Here is a 22,106-nt window from a genome sequence, read left to right as displayed (position 1 = left end):
ACGGAGAGCTCTCCTCTTTATATTAAGCGGAGAGGTCTCCACATGTCAATATGAACCAAGTTTAGTATTAGGGGTGTTAACATGTCTGAGGAAATCAAGGTAATCCAGTCGCGAATTGAACGACGTGATGCCGCCGAGAATCGTCAACGAATATTGGTCGCAGCCCATAAACTTTTTGAGCAGAACGGCGTGGACCAGGTAAGTATGAACCAGATCGCAGCGGAAGCCCAGATAGGTCCGGGCACCCTATATCGTCGTTATGCCAATAAAGGTGAATTGTGTTTGGATTTAATAAAAGACAGTGTCCTTCGGTTCTTCGAAGATATTGAGCAGTATCTATTACAGCATCAGCAAGAGCCGCCGGATCAACGGTTAAAAGGAATTCTCAAAATTTACATGCCTTTCATTGAGAAGAAAGCACAACTGTTAACAGGAGGCAAGGGATCCGCGTCAGCTAAGCGACTTCCGTATCAATCACAGAATCCGCTCTATAACAAAATGCATCAAATCGCAGTCGAGTTATTCGATGAGATGGCAACTGCGGATCATCCAAGCCCAAATAGTATATTCAAAGCAGATATGCTGCTGATCGCCATAAGTATTGATTCATATTTTTATCAAAGGGATGTTCGTGGCTATTCACCCGATGAAATTTTGGAACACCTTTGCTCAACATTCATTTAAAGGGGTTTGATGCAGTTTATAATCTGGATGATCTTCAGCGAAAAAAATACTTTACGAAGCAAATTAGTCACCACGTCTGGGCTGATTACTTGGAGGAGGCAGACCACCTCCGCCGTACGGAACAGAACAAACGAATTTACTCTCAACGCATGCCATGCTCGTTTTTGCTTGCATGAACCTCAAAAAGTTAGCCACCTGGCTCTGGAAGTCAGGTGGCCAAGGCCGGCGGTTCAATGGAATTTTCTTTTCATAGCTTTCAAAACAAGACAAACTCCTGAGTTCTATTCGGAACAAAGGAGTTTGTCTGCAATCTGAGAGATTTTCCTTATATTTGAACATCCCTTTTTACATTCTCATTGGTGTGAAATGAAAGTCTGTTACATAAAATTCTCTTGTAGTAATGCTTTTAATCCTGCTGTATTTATTACATTCCATGGTGTGTTTAATTCTGGCTGAAAGAAGAAGTCGGCATAGGCCAATTGTTCTAATGTGCATCCGGTTTGAATCGCAAGGGAGACCGTATTGATATTAGCAGTCAAATCAACTTCAGACATGATTTGTCCCCCTAAAATCTCTAAAGTTGTTGGATCGTAAACCAGTTTGAACATAACGGTCGACTCCGGAGAAAACAGGGCTGTTTCTTGTTCCAAGTAGACGGATTTTATTTCAATGCCAAGCTTTTTTGCCGTTTTATCATTCAAACCAACTGTAGCGAAATAATAATCGAAAATATGCGCACCTGAAGAGCCTTGAACACCAGGAAGCGGATGAATGGCTTCGAATAAGTTTTTTACTGCATAATGTGCTTGACGACGCGCGTTGGTTCCTAATGAAACATTCATCCGCATTTTCCCGGGATTGTACCAAACCGTTGTTGCATCCCCAATGGCAAAAATATCGGGATCACTTGTACGCATGTATTCATCTGTTTTAATTCTGCCATCCGGCAATAATTCCACTGCGCCTCGCAACCATTCTGTGTTGGGACGATTGCCTGCAGACAAGATGACCAGGTCAGCTGAATAGGTGCCTTTTGCAGTTACAACCTCGATGACTCTATCATTTTCATCACCGACAAACTCGATGATCGAGTTGCCTAGTGCCATTTCCACATCTCGATCTTTCATTTCTTTTTCAAGTACATCCGTAAATTCTTGATCTAAATAGGAGCTTAAAGGACGATTGTTGATGTCCATTAACGTAACTTTTTTCCCTGATTCGGCAAATAATGAAGCTGCTCCAGTCCCAATGTATCCTGCGCCAACAATAACAACGTTCTTGATATCTGGATCTGCAGCGTGTTTTCTCATATTGAATATGTCTTGTCGACTGCTCATCGTACCGATGTTTTTAAAATGATGTCCAAGGACAGGAAGAATAAATGGCTTTGCACCTGGACTTAAAATTAACTTGTCATAATCCTCCTTTCGTGTCTCCCCTGTCGCATGATTGAATATTTCCACTTGATGTTTGCCAGGTTCTACTTTAGTTATTTCAGTGTTGCCGAAGATGGATACTCCTTGTTGTTGAATGGATTCAAGCTCCTTGGCCGAAGTGGAGGAGAAGTCTCCTTTGTCATACCATTGAACGTTCGCTTTCGGACACATCAATCGTAACGCTTCAACCGCTTCAATACCCCCGTGCGATGCTCCTAAAACAATAACTTTCATGATTACCTCTCCTTTAAATACATCACTGTATCTAATTTTATTATTAGGATACAGTAGTGTATCTTAAAAAGTCAATTAGATACATACATGGATCTTATTTATTTAAGATACAGTTTGCTGTATAATGAACGTACAAGGAGAGAAAGAGTGATGACGGAATCAAATAAAAGCCGCCGCCGCGGCGACCAACTACAAAATGATATTTATGCAGCAACGTATCGTCTGCTGGAGACGGAAGGGTACAGCGCGATTAATTTTGCGCGTATTGCTCGTGAGGCGAATACCAGTCGTTCGGTGGTTTATCGTTATTGGGATACTCCGTTTGATTTAGTGTTTGCAGCTGTCCAACAACGGATGCAACAATCGGAAGAGAAATTCAAGAATTTGGATTTTGACGAAGGCAGTCTCCGTGATCATTTAGTATCTGTTGGTCAGCATTTTATTTTGGAGTCCGACCAAGGACCGTTTAGATTATTTAAAATGCTGTTTTCCGAGATGATTAACCAGCAGGAGCGAGAACGGACAAGCCAGATGTTGGCCGAAGCAACGGCTTCCAATATTAAGATTATGGATTACGTTCTTCAACAGGCCGTACAACGGGGAGAAATCACAAAGCTCCCACCTAAAGCGACCAAACTCATTCTTTTTGAGCAAATTCGTTATACGTTTTTGCTTGAAAATGGATGGGTGTCGCATCAGAAATTGGAAGAGATTGTTGATCATGTGGCGTTGCCGGCAATTTTATATTTTTCGAAACCTTGAATACTCATCTGGAGCATGAAGAGGTTAAACTTAACGGGTACAAGAACTCAATAAATATAACATGAGGAGGTTACAGTGGATCGATCGGCGACCTCGCTCTGCTTATGGGCAGGATTACTTGATCTAGTTGCTGTTGCCTCGCTTTGAGGTGAGATAAATCATTCGGTTTGAAAAAAAATCGAGTCTGTGCTATTATCAGAAAAATCCAAATATAGCGAAGAAGAGAAGGCTATGCAATAGCGTTTATGTCCAGAGAGCAGAGGGATTGCTGAAACCTCCGTCGTAACGCATGTATAGTGTCGTCTCGGAGCTGTTGACTGAACGTAGAAGGCGTGATAACACGCCCGCAAGTAGGATCAACCGACCTGGCATCCGTTAACATGCTGCAGGTAAAGCATCGGCTTTACCTCATGAGACTGCAATTGCGAGGTTGCAGTAAACTTGGGTGGTACCGCGATTCCCCTTTCGTCCCAAGGCTTCTAGCAGCTGCTATGAGCCTTGGGAAGGAAGGGGTTATTTGTTTAATACCAGCAGGCGATGAAGAGAAAGCCGACAATGGCGCTTATGCCCAGAGAGCAGAGGAAACGCTGAAACCTTTGCCTTAACCCCTTGTATGGTGTCGTCTCGGAGCTGTTAACCGAAAGCGGCTGGTCTCATGCCATGCCCGAAAGTAGGCTTAACCGAAATGGTGCTCGTTAACGCGCCGCAGGTAAGGCATCGGCCTTACCTCATGAGGCTGCATTCGCGAGGGTGGCAGCAAACTTGGGTGGTACCGCGAAAAAATCCCCTTTCGTCCCTGTATGAGCTGACTGCTGTCAGCTTGCTTAGGAGGAGAGGGGATTTTATTTTAACGAAGGAGGCTACCCAATGGAACAGCAATTAGGAATGACGAATGAAACAACGACGTCATCAGAGGAATATATCACCGGTTCGGAGGTACTCTTACGCGGCTTGCTGCAGGAGGGCGTGGAGTGCGTATTCGGCTATCCGGGAGGAAATGTGCTCTACATTTACGACGCGATGGTACATCAGCCTGACTTCAAGCATATCTTGACCCGGCACGAGCAAGGCGCGATTCACGCGGCGGACGGCTATGCCAGGTCGACGGGGAAGGTTGGGGTATGCATCGCGACATCCGGTCCAGGAGCAACAAATCTGGTGACCGGCATCGCAACCGCCTATATGGATTCGGTGCCGCTGGTGGTCATAACGGGGAACGTATCTACGAATGTCATGGGCACGGATGCTTTTCAGGAAGCGGACATTATTAGCATCACGATGCCGATTACGAAGCACAGCTACACGGTTCGCGATGTACACGACCTTCCTCGCATCATTCATGAAGCGTTCTATATCGCGAATACGGGCCGCAAAGGTCCTGTCTTGATCGATATTCCCAAAAACGTGACCAATCAGCGGATGGCATATCGTCCAGCGGACACGGTTCGGTTGCGCAGATACCATGGAGCCCCGGAACCGAATCCGGCAGAAATAGATGCGCTGCTTCAGGCGATTGCGGAAGCGCGCAAGCCGGTTATTATCGCGGGCGGCGGCGTTGTCTATTCGAACTCCTCCCAGGAGCTGATCAAATTCGTCCACACTACGCGGATTCCGGTCGCGACGACTCTGCTCGGCCTCGGCGGGTTTCCGAGCGATGACGAGATGTGGCTGGGCATGCTCGGACACCATGGCGTATATGCGGCGAACATGGCGGTGCAGAATGCGGATCTCATTATTTCGATCGGCTCGCGTTTCGATGACCGGGTTACGATGAAGCTGGACGGGTTTGCGCCTCAGGCCACACGTATCGCCCATATCGATATCGATCCGGCGGAAATCGGCAAGAACGTCAAGACAGATCTCGCGTGCATCGGCGATATTAAAAACGTGCTGGTTTATGCGAACACGAAAGCGCAAGCAGCCCAGACGTGCAGCTGGCTTGAGCAGCTTCAAGCGTATAAGGTGCAGCATCCGCTTCGATATACCGATTCGGATACTGTCATTAAACCGCAATATGTGCTCGAGATGATTAGCGAGACGACGCAAGGAGATGCGATCATCACCACCGATGTAGGCCAGCACCAAATGTGGACCGCCCAGTTTTACCGCTTTAAGCATCCTCGCTCACTCATCACGTCGGGCGGTCTTGGCACGATGGGCTTTGGCTTCCCGGCTGCGATCGGTGCTAAAGTCGGAAATCCAGATCGTCTCGTCGTCTCGATCAACGGCGACGGGGGCATGCAGATGTGCGCGCAGGAGATGGCGATCTGCGCGATTCATCAGATTCCGGTTAAGATCGTGGTCTTGAACAACCAGGTGCTCGGCATGGTTAAGCAGCAGCAGGAATTGATGTACGAACGACGCTACAGCCAGATTGATCTTTCCGGCAGTCCGGACTTCGTCAAGCTTGCGGAAGCATACGGAATCAAGGGATTAAGAGCAACGAACAAGGCGGAAGCCTCCAAGGTCTGGCTTGAGGCGCTGCAGACGACAGGACCTGTGCTCGTCGAGTTCGTCATCCCGACCAATGAGAACGTATACCCCATGGTGCTTGCCGGCACGCCGCTGGACCAAATGATTCTAGGGTACGACGAATAATTGCGTTGAAGAGAGTCGTACGCTTGGCCCCGCTCCCACGGGTGCTCAGGCATGGAACGCGGCGGGGATTGGCTGGTCCAGCTCCGAAAGTACGAAGTACAAATTCTGTTGAGGATATGTGCTAACTCATTAAGTTAACGGGGATGATAGTTCGGAAACATGCGGCAGCCGGCAAGACGATCGGCTGCCGTTTCTGTTGAAGTAATGTAGTCCACAACGGAATCGGATATGGACGCTTCACTTATGAAATGCCTTGCAAAATATGAACGATCTTCGTTTCAATATTGGAATTGTCTATGATTTTCAGATATTCAGGTTTGAGCAATTGATACTGCTTCATGTAGTAGAAATCCATTATCGCTTGTTTCAAGGTGATATCATACTGAATCGAAAAGGACGGCTCGATAAAGCGTCGCAGCACAGCGTCATCTTGAACCATAAACAATACGGCATTCAATCTGTTGAAAATCTGTTGCTCCATACCGGATTCAAAAAAAGTTTGTAAGCTTTTATTCCGATTTTGTAGGGCAACGGACAGATTCTCAAAATGGTGCGGATAAAATTCCTTCAGGTCTTGCAAGAACAAATCAGAGATATACGCGGCACACATCAAAGATTGTAAAAATGTTAATTGAAAACGATCCAAAAAAGAGACGGAATCGTCTTTGACAACGGTGTCGGCCTTCTTCGAATAATCAATGTAATAATCAACGACTTGTTCGATGATGTCGTCTTTGGAGGAAAAATGCTTATATAGTGTCACTTTGCTGATATCCATATATTTTGCGAGATCGTCGACTTTCAGTTGGCTGAATTTTGTTTTTCTTATAACGGGCTTTATTTTTTCTACATATGTCTCTACACTCACGGCTTTTCTCACGGATAAGTGCCTCCCTTTAATGCCTCTCGAACTTATTATAACAAACTTGCTGCCTTTCATGTATTAAATTAATTAAATGAACAAAATTAATAAAATGAGTTTACTTATTAAATCTATTGCTATATAATCGGTCCTGTACCTAATCATCCGATTACGGATTAACCAAAGGGAGGACGATTCAAATGGAACCATTCAGTAAAGGCAAATTCGCTGACAAAAAGGTCGTGATCACGGGAGGCAGCAGCGGAATCGGCCTTGCGACGGCGAAGTTGCTAGTGGATGAAGGCGCGCGCGTTCTGATTACTGGACGTACTCAGGCGACGCTGGATGCGGCTCGTGAACAACTCGGCAACAACGCAATCGCGGTCTTAAGCGATGCCGCTTCATTGAACGATATTGCCGCGTTAGCCGATCGAGTGAAGGCTGAGTTTGGAACAATAGATGCCCTGTTCGTTAACGCTGGTGTCACGGGGTTTGTCCCTTTCGAGGCAATGACCGAAGAAAAATACGACGAGATACTTACAATCAATGCCAAAGGACCGTACTTTACCGTGCAGAAACTCGCTCCGTTGCTAGGCTCAGGTAGCGGGGTAGTCCTTACCACCTCAATCGTGAACGTAGTGGGTCTCCCAATGCTCAGTGCTTACGCAGCTAGTAAGGCGGCGCTGCGCTCCATGACTCGAGGTCTGGCGCGCGAGTTATTACCTCGAAATATTCGCGTCAACGCAGTCAGCCCCGGCGTCATTGACACAGGTATCATGGAAAAGTCAATGCCGGAAGAAGCTGCCGAGCAGACAAAGGCACAGATGAGACAGCAGATCCCAATGCTGCGTTTAGGCGATCCAGTTGAGGTAGCCAAGGCTGTTGCATTCCTAGCATTTGAGGCCACCTATACCACCGGGGCTGAGTTCCCTGTCGATGGAGGCGGCTCCCAGATCTAAGCTCCTCCGTTCGCACACCTGACTCTTAAAGCGAGGGCAGGGGGCATAGCTTCACCTCATGACACCCTGCCTTCTAGTAACTTATAGTTTAGGATTTCGTTGTTTTCCTTGGAAGACCGTTCGAAATTACAGAGAACATGATTTTTATCAGAGCAAAATAGAGGGGGCATCACAATGGAGAATACCATGCGGACAATCCGGTTCCACGAATACGGAGAACCAGCTGATGTCTTGTGCTTGGAGGAGGTGGCGATCCCAGAGCCAGGGCCGGGACGCATTCGCGTGAGAGTACGCGCTTGCGGCTTAAATCCGGTTGACTGGGTGACGTGCCAAGGCCACTTTGCCGGTCAACTGCCCTTGCCTCGCGGAATCGGGTTGGACGTGGCAGGTATTGTAGACGCAATCGGAGAGGGCGTAACCGATGCTGCCATCGGCGATTCCGTTCTGGGTGCCGCAGATTTCATGAATGGATCGAGCGCTGGTGCGTCCGACCGAGCTATTATGTACTACTGGTTCCGCATGCCGGCCGGACTCGACTTTGTTCAAGCTGCAGCGTTGCCAATGGCAGTCGAAACCGCTTACCGAGGCATTGATACTCTTGGGGTGAAATCGGGTCAGATCGTACTCGTGCACGGAGCCGGCACCACGGTAGGGTTCGCCGCCGTTCAAATTGCCCTCATGCGCGGTGCCCGCGTGATCGCAACCGCTGGTCCCACCTACGCCGACAAGCTCCGCTCAATGGGAGCGTTGGTGACGTCGTACGGTGATGGAATGGTCGAACGAGTGACCGAACTGGCAAAGCAGCCGGTTGATCTCGCCCTGGATACCGCGCCAATCAGCGGTTCATTGAAAGATCTGGTCCAAATCGTCAACGGGCATCCCCAGCATGTCCTAACCGTCAGCGATTTCGCCGCAGCCGCTGAACTTGGCGTTCGCACCAGCTATGGAGAACTGCATACCGCACGTTATGACGTTGTCGGCGACTTTGCTGGGTACGCAGCGGACGGCAAGTTCACGATTCCGGTCGCGAAGACTTTCGAACTCGACGAATGGCGTTCAGCTGTCGAAATCAGCCAGAGCGGGGGTGCCCACGGCAAACTGATCCTCCTGCCCGACTCTGACTGATGAGCACATATAACCGATGAAATTCTAAATGAAGGAGGATACGCATTGAGTAAGAACCAACGAGAACATATTGCAGTGATTACAGGCGCAAGTAACGGGATCGGGTTGGCATTGACCCGGAAAATGCTGTCGGAGAACTGGCAGGTGGTTACTTTGAACCGGTCGGATTTTCCGGCGGACGATATATTCCTCCAAAATCATCTCAAGGACGGACGGCTCCGAGCCTATAAAGTGAAGGATCTCACCGATTATGGCAGCTTGAGACACGCTTTGGAAGAAATAAAAAGCAAGGAACAGCGGATCGATATTTTGTTTAACAACGCCGGAGGAGGCTTAAGTGAGCTGCGCTATTCGAAACAAGGCCGCGAATTGCATTATGAATTGTTGACGGTCGTTCCTTTTATTATTCTGATGGAATTGAAGGAGCTGCTCTATAACGGCAGCTTAAAAACGGTGATAAACACTTCGTCGCAGGTGTTTAGATTTACGAAGGAGTTTACGATCGAAAAATTGGAGCATCCCAAAGCCTTCCGCAAAATGTATGGACCATATGCGACTTCAAAGCTGGCTCTTTCGTTGTGGACCCAAGCCGTCGCACCGCAGCTTGCAAAGGAAGGCATCAAGATCCGCAGCGTTGACCCGGGCATTAACAACACGCTAAGAAAAGGAAAGGATTCCGGACTGACCGCAGGGTTTGAACTGTTTATGAAGTTTTTTTCCTCTCCGCCAACTCATGGAGCCAATCTATTATATGAGGGAGCTCTGGGCAAAAACAGCAATGAGACCGGCGTGTTTCTGTTCAAAGATCGGATTGCAGACTTGAAATTTACGGAACATGCGCAGCGTGTGCTGGAAAAAGTATCCGATATATATAGCCATGAATTTCTTGGAGGGAATGTTCCAGTTAATGGCTGAGTTTCATAAGATTGTTGCTTACAAGGCCATCTTCTGAAGTTCGTTCGAAGTCATTCTGTTTATGAGCTCAGTCAGTTTTTACTGGTTGAGCTTTTCGTTTATTTACCCAACATGAAGATCCGCCTCAGCAATTAAATCTGCATATTTTTTCCCCTGTTGATCTCTTGTTACCAATTATTACATCCCGTATAATCTCATTATGTGACAACACGTGCACAGTAAGGAAAAGAACAATATCAAAAAGACGAGGAAATCACCCATGAGAAAATTGGTAGTATGCACGTTAGCTATCATGCTAAGTTTAGCTGCGTTTACCCCCGCTATTTACGCTTCTGAAGTCCGAATATCTGTGGATGGGCGTGATGTACAATTCCCGGATGAGCACCCCTACGTCGATCGGAGATCCAACCTTACGATGGTTCCACTTGCTTTTGTATCCGACAAGCTCGGAGCTGCTACGAAATGGGACGGAAATTCAAAACAAATTACGATCTCGCTTAACCGTGACACGATTATTTTGGTAATTGGCGATAATCATGCACTGGTGAATGGAAAAAGAGTTGATTTCGAGGGGGCGGCGGCGCTAAAAAAAGGCCGCACGATGGTTCCGGTGCGTTTTATTAGTGAAGTATTGCATGCAAATGTGGAGTGGCAGCCCGCGCGCAATCTGGTGAGCATTATGACCTCCGTGGCCAATGTTCCGAAAGGAACATGGATATGGGACAGTCACATCATCAAACAGGATCAAGAGAAAATGATAAGCTTCGCCAAAATGAAGGGTGTGACATCCATTTACCTGCAGGTGGATAGAGATATCGATCCAGCGATATATGAGGGCTTTATTCGAAAAGCCAAAAACGAAGGAATTCAAGTGGAAGCACTTGAGGGGCGACCCGAATGGGTCTATGAGTCTAAGCAGGAGGATATTCGGAATTTCATCGCGTGGGTTAAAACCTATAATTCCTCTGTTGGCCCGGAAGGAAGCTTTACGGGACTGCATTTCGATATTGAACCTTATGCGCTAAGCGAATGGACAAAGCACAACAAAGCGATTCTTGAAAGCTGGATGGACAATATGAGACTGATCGAAAAAGAAACGAAAGGCAGCGGCTTGAAAATTTCGATGGACGTTCCGTATTGGCTTAATACGATTCATGTACCCGGGAAGAATTACAGTATGAGTGCATGGATGCTGGAGAAGTTCGATTGCCTCGTCATCATGAATTATCGGAATCATGCGTTAGGCAATAATGGAATTGTGGAAAATGCGCAGGTCATGCTGAGAGAAGCCTCCACCCTAAAGAAGAAAATTGTTGTTGCTGTTGAAACGGTCAAAAGCACAGAGGGTCCTAGGGTCTCATTCTATTCCATAAGTAATAAAATGATGGAACAGGAGCTTCAGTCCGCCCATAATCAATTGGCGCACTACGCAAGCTATGCCGGCTTTGCCATTCACGATTTCAAAAGCTGGCAGGACATGAAATAAGAAGCTGATTCTGTTCATAAGGAACATAATTCGCCAGCTGCGGGCCGTTTGAGCGCACTTGGTGGGGGCAGCTGAATGCTGATCATTTCTGACCAGAGCGCAGAGTCATTCGGTATGTGCTCGAAGACGACGCGGCCATTGAAGCCAAATAGCGATTGAATGAAGGCAGCCATTAGGGTTGTCTTTTTTTTCGGATCTCGTTCGGAATTAAAACCTTCCTTATTGGCAAAGGGAGGACCGTGCGTAATTTTTTCTAAATAACCTACCTTACCGTAAAGTAAGGTAACTGTAAGATAAACCATTGGTTTGTCTTTTTCTTTTTTCATTATGATACTTACAACCATGTAACAATAAGAAGGGATTAATCATGACTAATAATCAAAATTTTAAAGCCATTACGGTCATATCATTTATATTTTTGTTTGCCTTTATCAGCCTGTATACCATTGTTCCACCCAGTCCAGATAAGAAGGCGGACATCTCGAAAAATTTCTCAGCAGATCGTGCTGTCCAACATTTAAACCACATCGCAAAGACAGCTCATCCAAGCGGATCGGCAGAAAATGAAAAAGTAAGAAATTATCTTGTTGAACAACTAGAATTAATGGGATTGAGACCAGAAATCGAACATTCCAATCATGCTTCCCTATACCCCAAAATGTTGACTGGCGGAGATATGTACAACGTGATTGGTAAACTTGAAGGTACCAGCAGTGATCATGCAATGATGATGTCTGCACACTATGACTCTGTTCAACAAGGACCGGGAGCTAGTGATGATGGAAGCGGAGTAGCTGCTCTATTAGAAACCATACGTGTATTAAAATCAGGTCCTCCTTTGAAAAATGATATCTATTTTGTGTTTACAGATGGCGAAGAGCAAGGATTAATGGGAGCAAAGGAATTTTGGACGAAATCAAATCATAAACAAAAAATGGATCTCATCATTAATTTCGAGGCAAGAGGAACAAGTGGTCCGTCTATCATGTTCCAAACCAGTGATCAAAACGGTTGGATGGTAAAAGAATTTGCCGAAGCAGCCCCCAATCCTGTTACTTCATCCTTACTAGGAAATCTGTTTGAAATCATGCCAAACGACTCGGATTTAACGGTTTCCAATGAAAATAAAATACCCGGATTGAATTTTGCTTATGGTGATGGATGGACCGGATACCATACACCACATGATGATGTCAAACACCTAGATATACGTTCGTTAGAGCACCAAGGGCAAAATGCCTTAGCCATGGCTAGGCACTTCGGTCAATTGGAGTTACATGATATTAAGAAAGAGAATGCCGTTTACTTTAACTTTTTTGGGGTAGTCATTTCCTACTCTTACTACTGGGTCTATCCCCTTACAGGGCTGATTGTACTTTTATTTGCAATGGTTACGATCTGTGCAGTAAAGAAACAGTGCGCCACTTTCAAAGGGTTAGGAATCAGTTTGCTAGCTATCCTGTTAACTGTCATTTCTTCGATCATCGCAACGGTACTGATTTGGATGGGGGTAAACGCACTTTGGGCTGAAAAAATGACTTTATTTAGTGGTGCAGTATATGACAGTCTTTATTATCAGTGGGCATTTCTGTTAATCACGGCATCTATCTGTTTCCTTATCTGGAGGAAATTACGCTCCGTAAATGAATGGGAAATGACTTTGTCGGCGATCTTTCTTGGTGTCATATTTCTCATTTTGTTAACACAATTTCTGCCTGGTGCCAGCTATCTGTTTGCTTGGCCATTGCTCGTATCATTACTGATACTTGGGTGGGTGGTATGGAAGAATAAAATGGATAAAATAAATACCAATACATGGGTGTTATCCCTTATATCCTTCTTACCCATAGTACTGTTCGTCCCACTGCTCAAGTTGCTTTTTACCTTCTTTCCGGTCAGTCTTGTACCTTATCTCATGTTACTTTTTGTTTGGCTCTTAGCTTTGTTGTTCATGCAATGTAAACAGCTATTCCAACTAGGACGATGGGTACCTTATACCCTGATAGGAATCGCGGCAGTAATATTATCGATTAGTTTTTTCAGAGCGAACCCAAGTGCAGATCGACCTATAGATAGTAACCTATTCTATGTCGTGGACCAGGATAAAAAACAAGCAAAGTGGGTTACAACCCAACCACCAGATGATTGGACGAAGAAATATATAACTTCAACGAATACTTCCAATATTAAATCTATCTTACCGTTTAACTATGATAAAAAAGCATGGGTAGGAAATGCACCTGTACGAAACTATCAAATGCCACCAATAAAGCTAGTAAAGATAGAGGAAAAACAAGGGAATAAAATGATTCATTTTCGATTTACAGGTGGAACAGATGTGCAAAACATGTATCTGTCTATTCCTGGTGGTCGCGTTCAAAAAATAAAAGTTGGTGAAGAATCCTTTACCATACCTAAATCAATGGAAACTTTCTATTACAAACAAGCAGGAATTCCAAAACAAGGTTTGGATGTCATTGTAGAGGTTAAAGGGAATCAACCCGTAGCGTTTACTTTTGGTTCTGAACAACATCCTGATCCAGAAATTCGCTCCAAACGTCCACCTCATCTAATGACAAGTGGACTGTTTGATGAAAGTATTTTGGTGATCAAACGGGTCACTTATTGATCCTTAAGAAGAAGTTATCCTGATTCTTGAGATAAATGATACCTAAGGAGAGTGACATTATGAATGATACATGGAACCCCGAATCGCAAGGTGTGCTGCGCCTTCCTTCAGGTCGACTCGTCCGCGGCCGAGCACTAAGACGTCCACTTCCCCCAGGGCTTCAACCCACTTTTGCACTCTACCTGCTCGGGCGAGAACCAGCGCCCGTTATCTGGGAGAGCCGCTGGATTCCTTGGCCGGACTTCTGGCTGCCCAAAAACAAGGCTGCAGCCGCTGACGCGCTTCGCGAAGCATGGACTCGGGCTGAAGTGGAACGGGTCGAAATCGCCTGTGGGGGAGGGATTGGACGAACGGGGACTGCACTAGCCTGTCTCGCTGTGATTGATGGAGTACCCCATCATAAAGCTGTCGACTATGTCCGGGAGCACTACACTCCACGTGCTGTTGAGACGCCTTGGCAGCGCCGCTTCGTCTCTCGTTTCAAATAGGGAGTTATTTTAGCTCCGTTTTCTGTACTGGCCGGGCGTCTCTCCTGTTAACGATTTGAATACTCTGTAAAAATGAGCAGGCGTCTCATATCCGCATTTCTCTGCGATCACATTCACATTCTCGTCGGAAAACAAGAGAAGTTCCTTGGCTTTAATGATTCGTTTGGTGTTGACGTAGCCTATAACGTTCAGTGAAGTTAACTGCCGGAACACTCTGGAGAAGTGAGAAGGCGACACGCAGGCTTCCCTTGCAAGGTCAGTCAGATGAATCTCTCGCTCGGGATGCTCGTCAATCCGCTTTAGAGCCCGCAATATCCAGGAGGGGCCAATCCGCGGGCTTTCGTGCTGGGTTATTTCATCGGTCAGGAGATGACGATTAATTTGCAGAAGTAACTGGCCGATCGTCAGCAGCACGGCTTCACGGTATCCCGTTTCTTGGTTCGCGAACTCGTCCGCGATTTGCTTGATTGCCATTTCGGCAGCGATTCGCAGTGACCCTGCCAGTCCAATCTTGAACTGCTTTTTTTTGCGGGCGATTTCATAGCATTGAAGCGGGAAGTATCCGTCGCCGAGCGAAGGCCCGGCAATGAGAGACGGTGCAAAGAATATCGCCGATGAGACGATCGGGTCTTCAAGGTCCGGCAGGGAATGATGGATCGTGTTGCCGGGGATGACGAACAGATCGCCGGCGCTTTTTTGGTACCAGCAATTGTCGATGAAAAATATCCCTTGGCCGCTGTGCACATAAACGAGTTCATAATGATCATGCAGATGATCGGGGAGTTCATTGTCCGGGTATTTTATTGTCTTATACACAATTTCAAACGGAAACAGCGGATCTCCTGCAAATGATTTACGGTAGGGCTGCATGGATGGAGACCTCCTTTTCGGCTGCTTGTTCATATCAAAAAAGGATATAAAAATGCCTGTTCTAGACATTACAATATCATAAAACGGAATATACAATAAGGGTATTCAAGCTTAGATCCCAATGACATGGAGATAACGAGGTGGTTGTTTAACATGAGAATCGATGCCCATCAGCATTACTGGTCTATCGCACGCGGGGATTACGGATGGATTACGCCGGAGATTCCGAAGCTTTACCGCGATTTTATGCCAGCCGATCTGGAGCCGCATTTACGCGTCCATGGGCTGGATGGTACGATCCTGGTTCAAGCCGCCCCGACTGTCTCGGAAACAGACTTTATTCTGAGGCTGGCTGAACAGACGCCTTCCATACTTGGCGTCGTAGGTTGGCTCGATCTGTTCGACCCGAACCATCGACTGCATTACGAGAGATTCAGCCGCCACCCGAAATTTGCAGGCTTTCGTATCATGATCCAGGACATGCCCGACGCAGCGCGAATTTTGGAGCCAGCATTTGTGAAAGCGCTTAAAGGCTACGCCGGGGATGATGTTCCGATCGATCTGTTGATCGTATCTGGACAGCTCCCGCCAGTACTGGAGCTGCTGAGGCAGGTTCCAAACCTGAGGGGCGTCATTGATCATATCGGAAAGCCGTCGATCCGAAGCCATGAATGGGAGTCATGGACAGAGGCGATGAGCCAGGCTGCTGCGTTTCCAGGCATCCACTGCAAAATCTCGGGGATGGTGACGGAAGCCGATCATGAAAGCTGGAATTATGAAGAGTTCGCTCCCTATGTCCAGCACATTCTGGAGACATTCGGCCCAGACAGAGTCATGTTTGGCAGCGATTGGCCAGTCTGCCTGCTTGCTGCAGGGTACGACGAGGTTATAGAGATTGTTCGGCGGGCTCTACCGAAGTCTTGGGGAGAAGAGGAACAGTCGCGGCTGTTCGGAGTCAATGCGAAAGAGTTCTACAAGCTTCGAGCGTTTAGAACCTGAGCTCACAATGCGGGTAATCGGTCAAAAAAGTCTGGAAAAGAATCACCAATATGAATGGATGGAGGGAAAGCAAAATGAAGTTTCGAAAATTGGGGCGCACGGGACTCGAGGTGTCGGTCCTCAGCTTCGGCGCCTCTTCGCTAGGATCGGTGTTCCGGGAAACGTCAGACCGCGAGAGCATTAAGACGGTGCATGCTGCTCTTGACGCAGGCATCAACTATATTGATGTTTCGCCTTACTATGGATTGACCAAGGCGGAGTCCGTACTCGGCCAGGCGATCAAAGAGCTTCCGCGAGATCGTTTCCTGCTATCGAGCAAAGCGGGGCGATACGGTGAGAATACATTTGATTTTTCTGCGAAACGAATGTTTGACAGCGTTGAAGAAAGCCTGAGGCGACTGAACACGGATTATCTCGATATTCTTTTTTTGCATGATATTGAATTCGTGCCGTCCGGCATCATTCTAGAGGAGGCCGTGCCTGCACTGCTCAAGCTGAAGGAGCAGGGGAAGATCCGTTTTACAGGCGTCAGCGGACTTCCACTGAAACTATTCGAGCAGATGCTTCCGCAGATTGAAGTGGACGCGATCCTGTCTTATTGCCACTATTCTCTCAACGATACCTCATTGCTTGATCTGATTCCGCTGCTGGAGGAGCGCAGCATCGGCCTGGTCAATGCTTCGCCGCTTTCCATGGGGCTGCTGAGCACCAGAGAAACTGCCGACTGGCACCCGGCCGATCCCGAGCTCAAAGCTGCCTGCAGGAAGGCGGCCGAACACTGTGCCTCCCGCGGATACGATATCGCCCAGTTGGCCGTGCAGTTCTCAACCGCTAACGAACGCATCCCGACGACGCTGGTGAGCACGGCCAATCCGGATAACATCGTCAAGAACGCAAGGTGGGTCGAAGAACCGATGGACCAGGAGCTGCTGGGTGAAGTGTCGGACATTCTCGCTACGGTCCATAATCGGACCTGGGCGAGCGGACTGCCTGAGTATAATGACAGTCCACGGACGGAAGCGAAAGAGGGGCGGGCGTAATGAAGGGGATTGTCTGCGAAGATGCCGGAAGGCTGGTTTATCGAGAGGATTTACCCGAGCCAGTTAGGGGCGAAGGAGAGGCGATCGTCGCGATTCGGCGCATCGGCATCTGTGGTACGGACCTGCACGCATACCAGGGAAACCAGCCTTATTTTACTTACCCTCGCATCCTCGGGCATGAGCTCTCCGGAGTAATCGAAGAGATTGGTGATAATCCGGAAGGGCTAAGAGTGGGCGATCAGGTCAGTATGATTCCGTACCTGCACTGCGGCAATTGCGGCGCCTGCCTAAGCGGTAAAACGAACTGCTGCCGCAGCATGCGCGTGCTGGGCGTGCATCTGGATGGCGGCATGCGCGAGCGGATTTCTGTTCCCGTCTCCCATCTATTCCGGATGGAAGGGCTGTCACTGGATCAGGCGGCTCTACTCGAGCCTCTGGCGATCGGCGCGCATGCCCTCCGCCGATCGGGTCTACATCCCGGCATGCGTGCACTAGTAATTGGAGCCGGGCCAATCGGACTTGGTGTCATGGCGATGGCGGCAGCTTCCGGTTCCGAGGTGGCCGCGATGGACGTGAATGCAGACCGTCTTGCCTTCGCCAAATCCTGGGCCAAATCAGTACATACCGTTCTTGTGACGGAAAGTCCGAAAGATCGCCTTCTCGAATGGAACGATAGAGAACTGCCGTCCGTGGTCATCGACGCGACAGGTAACCTGCGTTCGATGACGGATGCATTCGGGCTGGTCGGTCACGGCGGCTCGCTTGTTTACGTCGGACTCGTGAATGGCGATATTACGTTTAACGATCCTGATTTTCACGCGCGGGAACTAACGCTCCTGAGCAGTCGTAACGCTACACGGGAAGATTTCAGACGTGTGGCTGACGCGGTGACGAGCTTAAAAGTCGATCTAAACGCCTATATTACGCACCGTTGTACGCTCGATCGGATGACAGAGCAGTTTGACGCCTGGCTGAAGCCGGAAACCTGCGTGATCAAAGCCATTGTAGAGATCAACTAAAACCATTTTTAGGAGGAGGAGAGATAGGAATGGACAACCGGTTACAGGAACACCGCTTGTGGTATTCAAAGCCCGCGAAGGAATGGAACGAAGCGCTGCCGGTAGGCAACGGACGGCTGGGGGCGATGGTCTTCGGGGGAGTCTCGGCGGAGCGTTTACAGCTCAACGAGGACTCCCTATGGTACGGAGGCCCACGAGACCGGAACAATCCGGACGCGCTACCCAATTTGACAGAGCTGCGGAAACTGATCCTGGAGGGGCGTCTGAAGGAAGCGGAGGAGCTGGCCTCGCTAGCCCTTCCCGGACTTCCGGAAACGCAGCGCCACTACCTTCCGCTAGGCGATCTTCTCCTGATGTTTAAGGGTCAGGATGAGCCCTGCATGGAGTACAGCAGGGAGCTGGATCTTGAACGCGGAACCGTCACGGTGCGTTACCGGATCGGAGATATCATGTATACACGTGAAGTTTTGTCTAGCTATCCCGATCAAGCGCTGGTCATCCGACTATCAGCCGATAAAATTGGCGCGATTTCGTTCAAGGCTCGTTTTAATCGCGGTCGATGGAGGTACCTGGAGAAGACCGAGAAATGGGGCGAAGACGGACTGGTCATGACCGGACATAGCGGGGGGGAGGGCGGAAGCACTTTTTGCGCCGCTTTGAAGGCGGTTAGCAACGGAGGCACCGCCCAGACGATCGGTGAGCATCTTGTAATCGAGAACGCCGATTCCGTAACATTGTTCCTTGCTGCGGCAACGACCTTCCGCCAAACGGACCCCTCCGCACACTGCAGGTCGCATCTGAGTGGCCTGCTGAATCAACCTTACTCAGAGCTGCTGGAGCGGCATCTTGCCGATTACCAGTCACTTTATGGCCGTACGAATCTGTCGCTGCCGGGAAGTGTCGAGCTGGCCGGGCTGCCTACCGACGAGCGGCTGGATCGCGTAAAGCGGGGCGAAACGGATCATGGCCTGGTCGCCCTGTATTTTCATTACGGCCGGTATCTGCTTATTGCGTCCAGCCGTCCCGGTTCACTACCAGCGAACCTGCAGGGCATCTGGAACGACAGTTTCACGCCGCCGTGGGACAGTAAATTTACGATCAATATCAACACTCAGATGAACTACTGGCCCGCAGAGCTTTGCAACCTGACGGAATGTCACGAGCCGCTGTTCGATCTCATCGAGCGCATGCGGGAGCCGGGCAGGGTAACCGCACAAGTGATGTACGGGTGCAGCGGCTTTACGGCCCACCACAACACCGATATCTGGGCGGATACGGCGCCGCAGGATACGTATTTGCCGGCTTCATTCTGGCCAATGGGTGCGGCCTGGCTCTGTCTGCATTTATGGGAACATTACCGATTCGGGCAAGATCTCACATTCCTTGATAGAGCATACGATACGATGAAGGAAGCTGCACTCTTTCTGCTCGATTATCTGGTCGAAGACGAGCAGGGAAGGCTCATTACTTGCCCATCCGTCTCGCCCGAAAATCGATATATTCTTTCCAGTGGGGAAGCGGGCGTGTTATGTGCAGGCGCGTCCATGGATTTTCAGATTATTGGCGCGCTGTTCGGCGCCTGCATCGAGGGCGCGAAGCTGCTTGGGAAGGATGAGACTTTCAAGGACGAACTGGAAACTGCCCTGAAACGGCTGCCGCAGCCGAGGATCGGCAAATACGGACAAATCCAGGAGTGGATGGAGGACTACGAAGAGGAGGAGCCGGGTCATCGCCATATTTCTCATCTGTTCGCCCTGTATCCTGGCGATGCGTTCACGACCGAGCGCACGCCTAATCTAGCCGCAGCCGCACGGACCACATTGACGCGCAGACTGTCTTCCGGTGGGGGGCATACCGGCTGGAGTCGGGCCTGGATCATCAATTTCTGGGCCAGACTCCAGGACGGGATGCTCGCATACGACAACGTGATGGCACTGCTGCAACATTCTACGATGACCAACCTGTTTGACAATCATCCTCCGTTCCAGATTGACGGAAACTTCGGCGGAACTGCCGGTATCGCGGAAATGCTGTTGCAAAGCCATGCCGGCATCATTCGGTTGCTGCCAGCGATTCCGGACGTATGGAGCGAAGGCGAGGTTAAGGGGCTGCGCGCACGCGGCGGATTCACGTTCAGCTTCAAGTGGGCAGAATCGAAGATTTCAGAAGTCGTCGTAGAATGCACAGTGTCTGGGCCATGCGAGATCGAGGCTCCCGGCTTCGCTCCCGTCTCCTTTATCGCTGAGGCGGGTAAGACGTATACGTTCGAAAGAAATGTAATGATAAATCATAAACAATGAACATATGGATTGGGAGTCCTTCTTGGAACGGCGGCAGAAAGCAAATGTCACCAAGACTTCGCTATCTGAAGATTGAGGCCAGCGGTTCGATCCTCCAAGGCTCCATAATATGAAAACCCTTGATGGTATATCATCAAGGGTTTTTGGTTCCTGAGCTGTGATGAAACGTACCATGTTTACTTTCTTACACCGAAGCTAAAACCAGATATTTTTGGCGCTTTACAGAAAAATAGGTTTAATTTTTTCGTAATGGCAAAAAATAGGCTTTGAATTCCAGGCGATCTTCATCCTTTTGCGGGAGGGTTGAGTTATATCAAATTATAATTACCTCTATAGAAAAATAATATAACGTGATTTTTATTGACATAATGAAGAGAATTAAAATAACATAAGGATTATTTTCATCAAGAAGGAGGCAGCTATGAGCTTTAAAGAACAGTACGAAGAAATTGCAGGCGTTGGACGGACCATATTCAATAACCCCGAGCTTGGCTACAAGGAATTTAAGACCCATCAAACAGTGACCGAATTTTTGAAGAAGGTAAATCCGGATATCGAGCTGCAATCATTCAGTACAACCGGGCTTCGGACAACCCTCGGCAGCGGCAAGCCGCTGAATATCGCTTTTATTGCTGAATTGGACGCCGTTTACGCTCCAACGCATTGGCAATCGGATAAGGAGACGGGTGCGGCACACAATTGCGGCCATTATACGCAGGTGGCGATCGCACTGGCTTTGTACAAACATTATGTTGAATCAAAGGCGTACGAAGCCCTTGATTATAGTTTAACGTTTATTTTTATTCCGGCTGAGGAGTATTTGGATCTCGCCTATAGGGACGAATTGCTTGCCAGCGGTAAGATCTCCTATTACGGGGGGAAACCCGAAGCGATGAAACTCGGTGTGTTCGACGATATCGACATCGGGTTATGCGTGCACGCCATGGGTGGTGAGTTTGCAGAGCGCACGATCGAAATCAACTGCGACCTGGCTGGATTCCTATACAAGCATTATACGTTTACCGGAAAAGCAACCCATGCGGGTTTCGATCCTTTCTCCGCCAAAAATGCCTACAGCATGTCAACCCTGTTCAATGTGGCGTTAGGGCTCAGCAGGCAGCAAATGAAGGACAGTGAGAAGGTTCGCATGAATCCGATCGTTCTGGACTCCGACATGTCGACAAACGTCATTCCCAACCGGATTACGGTGGGCAGCGATCTGCGCACCCAGTCGGTCGACTATATGAAGGAAGCGGCCTCCAAGATGGACGATGCGGCCAAGGGCAGCGCGCTGGCCCTTCAAGGCGAGGTCGAGATTAAGACGCAGATGGGATATTTGCCGTTCGTTCAGGACCGGTATTTGTCCGAATTCGTGATGGAGGCGTTCCAGGATAACGAGGAGATCGCGCGTATTTGGAACAATAACGCCATCAGCGCGGCAGGAGATATCGGTGATCTGGCCTTCATGATGCCTTGCATTCAAATCGGCTACAGCGGTTTTACGGGGACGATCCACGGCGACGATTTCAAAGATATCGATCCCGAGTTTATCTATGAAGTGTTCCCGAGATTTTTAACCCAGGTGCTGGAGCGAATGAGCGGACGTATCGATCGATCGAAGCTGTACCGTCGTACATTTGCCGAATACGAGCAGCTCCTTGCATCGATAGTTAGCTCCAACTAAGAACAGAAAAGAGGAC

Annotated in this window: 18 protein-coding genes and 1 pseudogene; 15 read left to right on the top strand and 4 right to left on the bottom strand. The window is 48.5% G+C overall.

Annotated elements, in window-relative coordinates; genetic code table 11:
* Positions 1-81: 81 nt before the first annotated feature.
* Together BJP58_RS12285 and BJP58_RS33600 are read left to right on the top strand one after the other, a co-directional pair.
* On the top strand, positions 82-684 hold the full coding sequence (locus tag BJP58_RS12285) for a TetR/AcrR family transcriptional regulator (protein ID WP_194544159.1): 603 nt from the start codon (positions 82-84) through the stop codon (positions 682-684).
* 56 nt (positions 685-740) lie between these two features.
* Positions 741-937 (top strand): annotated as a pseudogene (locus BJP58_RS33600) (IS5/IS1182 family transposase); the annotation flags it as partial.
* A 124-nt stretch (positions 938-1,061) separates the two neighbouring features.
* Here BJP58_RS33600 and BJP58_RS12280 read toward each other — a convergent pair.
* Entirely contained in the window at positions 1,062-2,354 is a 1,293-nt protein-coding gene (locus BJP58_RS12280) for an FAD-dependent oxidoreductase (protein ID WP_194544158.1), read from the bottom strand.
* A 150-nt stretch (positions 2,355-2,504) separates the two neighbouring features.
* Between BJP58_RS12280 and BJP58_RS12275 the strand changes: the two genes are divergently transcribed.
* Together BJP58_RS12275 and ilvB are read left to right on the top strand one after the other, a co-directional pair.
* Positions 2,505-3,116 carry a TetR/AcrR family transcriptional regulator gene (locus BJP58_RS12275; protein ID WP_194544157.1) on the top strand — a complete coding sequence of 204 codons (612 nt, stop codon included), beginning with the start codon at positions 2,505-2,507 and terminating at the stop codon, positions 3,114-3,116.
* Between the two features lie 867 nt (positions 3,117-3,983).
* Positions 3,984-5,714 carry a biosynthetic-type acetolactate synthase large subunit gene (ilvB, locus tag BJP58_RS12270; RefSeq protein WP_233355057.1) on the top strand — a complete coding sequence of 577 codons (1,731 nt, stop codon included), beginning with the start codon at positions 3,984-3,986 and terminating at the stop codon, positions 5,712-5,714.
* A 241-nt stretch (positions 5,715-5,955) separates the two neighbouring features.
* Here ilvB and BJP58_RS12265 read toward each other — a convergent pair whose 3' ends face one another.
* The gene (locus BJP58_RS12265) at positions 5,956-6,594 is read right to left on the bottom strand and encodes a TetR/AcrR family transcriptional regulator (protein WP_194544156.1); all 639 of its coding nucleotides are present in this window, start codon (positions 6,592-6,594) and stop codon (positions 5,956-5,958) included.
* 182 nt (positions 6,595-6,776) lie between these two features.
* On the opposite strand from BJP58_RS12265, the gene BJP58_RS12260 reads away from it, so the two are divergent.
* From BJP58_RS12260 to BJP58_RS12245, 4 genes are all read left to right on the top strand, one after another.
* The gene (locus BJP58_RS12260) at positions 6,777-7,535 is read left to right on the top strand and encodes an SDR family oxidoreductase (protein ID WP_194544155.1); all 759 of its coding nucleotides are present in this window, start codon (positions 6,777-6,779) and stop codon (positions 7,533-7,535) included.
* Between the two features lie 174 nt (positions 7,536-7,709).
* The gene (locus tag BJP58_RS12255; protein WP_194544154.1) at positions 7,710-8,660 is read left to right on the top strand and encodes an NADP-dependent oxidoreductase; all 951 of its coding nucleotides are present in this window, start codon (positions 7,710-7,712) and stop codon (positions 8,658-8,660) included.
* A 45-nt stretch (positions 8,661-8,705) separates the two neighbouring features.
* Positions 8,706-9,575 (top strand): SDR family NAD(P)-dependent oxidoreductase, encoded by an 870-nt coding sequence (locus tag BJP58_RS12250; RefSeq protein WP_194544153.1) that lies wholly within the window; start codon positions 8,706-8,708, stop codon positions 9,573-9,575.
* Positions 9,576-9,834: 259 nt separating this feature from the next.
* On the top strand, positions 9,835-11,061 hold the full coding sequence (locus BJP58_RS12245) for a copper amine oxidase N-terminal domain-containing protein (RefSeq protein ID WP_194544152.1): 1,227 nt from the start codon (positions 9,835-9,837) through the stop codon (positions 11,059-11,061).
* Positions 11,062-11,075: 14 nt separating this feature from the next.
* Here BJP58_RS12245 and BJP58_RS12240 read toward each other — a convergent pair whose 3' ends face one another.
* On the bottom strand, positions 11,076-11,387 hold the full coding sequence (locus tag BJP58_RS12240) for a hypothetical protein (protein ID WP_194544151.1): 312 nt from the start codon (positions 11,385-11,387) through the stop codon (positions 11,076-11,078).
* Between the two features lie 41 nt (positions 11,388-11,428).
* On the opposite strand from BJP58_RS12240, the gene BJP58_RS12235 reads away from it, so the two are divergent.
* Together BJP58_RS12235 and BJP58_RS12230 are read left to right on the top strand one after the other, a co-directional pair.
* Positions 11,429-13,690 (top strand): M20/M25/M40 family metallo-hydrolase, encoded by a 2,262-nt coding sequence (locus BJP58_RS12235; protein ID WP_194544150.1) that lies wholly within the window; start codon positions 11,429-11,431, stop codon positions 13,688-13,690.
* A 59-nt stretch (positions 13,691-13,749) separates the two neighbouring features.
* Positions 13,750-14,178, top strand: coding sequence for a protein-tyrosine phosphatase family protein (locus BJP58_RS12230; RefSeq protein WP_194544149.1), 429 nt, complete (start codon positions 13,750-13,752; stop codon positions 14,176-14,178).
* Between the two features lie 9 nt (positions 14,179-14,187).
* Here BJP58_RS12230 and BJP58_RS12225 read toward each other — a convergent pair whose 3' ends face one another.
* Complete coding sequence (locus BJP58_RS12225; protein ID WP_194544148.1) at positions 14,188-15,048, bottom strand: AraC family transcriptional regulator; 861 nt, start codon at positions 15,046-15,048, stop codon at positions 14,188-14,190.
* A gap of 153 nt (positions 15,049-15,201) precedes the next feature.
* Between BJP58_RS12225 and BJP58_RS12220 the strand changes: the two genes are divergently transcribed.
* From BJP58_RS12220 to BJP58_RS12200, 5 genes are all read left to right on the top strand, one after another.
* On the top strand, positions 15,202-16,047 hold the full coding sequence (locus BJP58_RS12220) for an amidohydrolase family protein (protein WP_194544147.1): 846 nt from the start codon (positions 15,202-15,204) through the stop codon (positions 16,045-16,047).
* A gap of 74 nt (positions 16,048-16,121) precedes the next feature.
* A complete protein-coding gene (locus BJP58_RS12215) occupies positions 16,122-17,087 on the top strand; it encodes an aldo/keto reductase (RefSeq protein ID WP_194544146.1) in 966 nt (321 codons plus the stop codon).
* Positions 17,087-18,106 (top strand): zinc-binding alcohol dehydrogenase family protein, encoded by a 1,020-nt coding sequence (locus tag BJP58_RS12210; RefSeq protein ID WP_194544145.1) that lies wholly within the window; start codon positions 17,087-17,089, stop codon positions 18,104-18,106. The genes BJP58_RS12215 and BJP58_RS12210 overlap by 1 nt, the downstream gene beginning before the upstream one ends.
* 29 nt (positions 18,107-18,135) lie before the next feature.
* Entirely contained in the window at positions 18,136-20,406 is a 2,271-nt protein-coding gene (locus tag BJP58_RS12205) for a glycoside hydrolase family 95 protein (protein ID WP_194544144.1), read from the top strand.
* Between the two features lie 421 nt (positions 20,407-20,827).
* Complete coding sequence (locus tag BJP58_RS12200) at positions 20,828-22,090, top strand: M20/M25/M40 family metallo-hydrolase (protein ID WP_194544143.1); 1,263 nt, start codon at positions 20,828-20,830, stop codon at positions 22,088-22,090.
* The last annotated feature ends 16 nt before the right edge of the window (positions 22,091-22,106 follow it).

Origin of the sequence: Paenibacillus sp. JZ16 (assembly GCF_015326965.1) — a bacterium.
Taxonomy (GTDB): Bacteria; Bacillota; Bacilli; order Paenibacillales; family Paenibacillaceae; genus Paenibacillus_AQ.
Note: the sequence above shows the minus strand (reverse complement) of the source record. Positions and strands in the feature narration are given on the sequence as shown.

What these genes read in the sequence shown, in the direction of transcription:
- BJP58_RS12240 (WP_194544151.1), bottom strand. Translation starts at nt 11,387, where the DNA reads ATGAAAAAAGAAAAAGACAAACCAATGGTTTATCTTACAGTTACCTTA.
- BJP58_RS12275 (WP_194544157.1), top strand. Translation starts at nt 2,505, where the DNA reads ATGACGGAATCAAATAAAAGCCGCCGCCGCGGCGACCAACTACAAAAT.
- BJP58_RS12210 (WP_194544145.1), top strand. Translation starts at nt 17,087, where the DNA reads ATGAAGGGGATTGTCTGCGAAGATGCCGGAAGGCTGGTTTATCGAGAG.
- BJP58_RS12285 (WP_194544159.1), top strand. Translation starts at nt 82, where the DNA reads ATGTCTGAGGAAATCAAGGTAATCCAGTCGCGAATTGAACGACGTGAT.
- BJP58_RS12225 (WP_194544148.1), bottom strand. Translation starts at nt 15,048, where the DNA reads ATGCAGCCCTACCGTAAATCATTTGCAGGAGATCCGCTGTTTCCGTTT.
- BJP58_RS12255 (WP_194544154.1), top strand. Translation starts at nt 7,710, where the DNA reads ATGGAGAATACCATGCGGACAATCCGGTTCCACGAATACGGAGAACCA.
- ilvB (WP_233355057.1), top strand. Translation starts at nt 3,984, where the DNA reads ATGGAACAGCAATTAGGAATGACGAATGAAACAACGACGTCATCAGAG.
- BJP58_RS12215 (WP_194544146.1), top strand. Translation starts at nt 16,122, where the DNA reads ATGAAGTTTCGAAAATTGGGGCGCACGGGACTCGAGGTGTCGGTCCTC.
- BJP58_RS12235 (WP_194544150.1), top strand. Translation starts at nt 11,429, where the DNA reads ATGACTAATAATCAAAATTTTAAAGCCATTACGGTCATATCATTTATA.
- BJP58_RS12280 (WP_194544158.1), bottom strand. Translation starts at nt 2,354, where the DNA reads ATGAAAGTTATTGTTTTAGGAGCATCGCACGGGGGTATTGAAGCGGTT.
- BJP58_RS12220 (WP_194544147.1), top strand. Translation starts at nt 15,202, where the DNA reads ATGAGAATCGATGCCCATCAGCATTACTGGTCTATCGCACGCGGGGAT.
- BJP58_RS12230 (WP_194544149.1), top strand. Translation starts at nt 13,750, where the DNA reads ATGAATGATACATGGAACCCCGAATCGCAAGGTGTGCTGCGCCTTCCT.
- BJP58_RS12260 (WP_194544155.1), top strand. Translation starts at nt 6,777, where the DNA reads ATGGAACCATTCAGTAAAGGCAAATTCGCTGACAAAAAGGTCGTGATC.
- BJP58_RS12200 (WP_194544143.1), top strand. Translation starts at nt 20,828, where the DNA reads ATGAGCTTTAAAGAACAGTACGAAGAAATTGCAGGCGTTGGACGGACC.
- BJP58_RS12245 (WP_194544152.1), top strand. Translation starts at nt 9,835, where the DNA reads ATGAGAAAATTGGTAGTATGCACGTTAGCTATCATGCTAAGTTTAGCT.
- BJP58_RS12205 (WP_194544144.1), top strand. Translation starts at nt 18,136, where the DNA reads ATGGACAACCGGTTACAGGAACACCGCTTGTGGTATTCAAAGCCCGCG.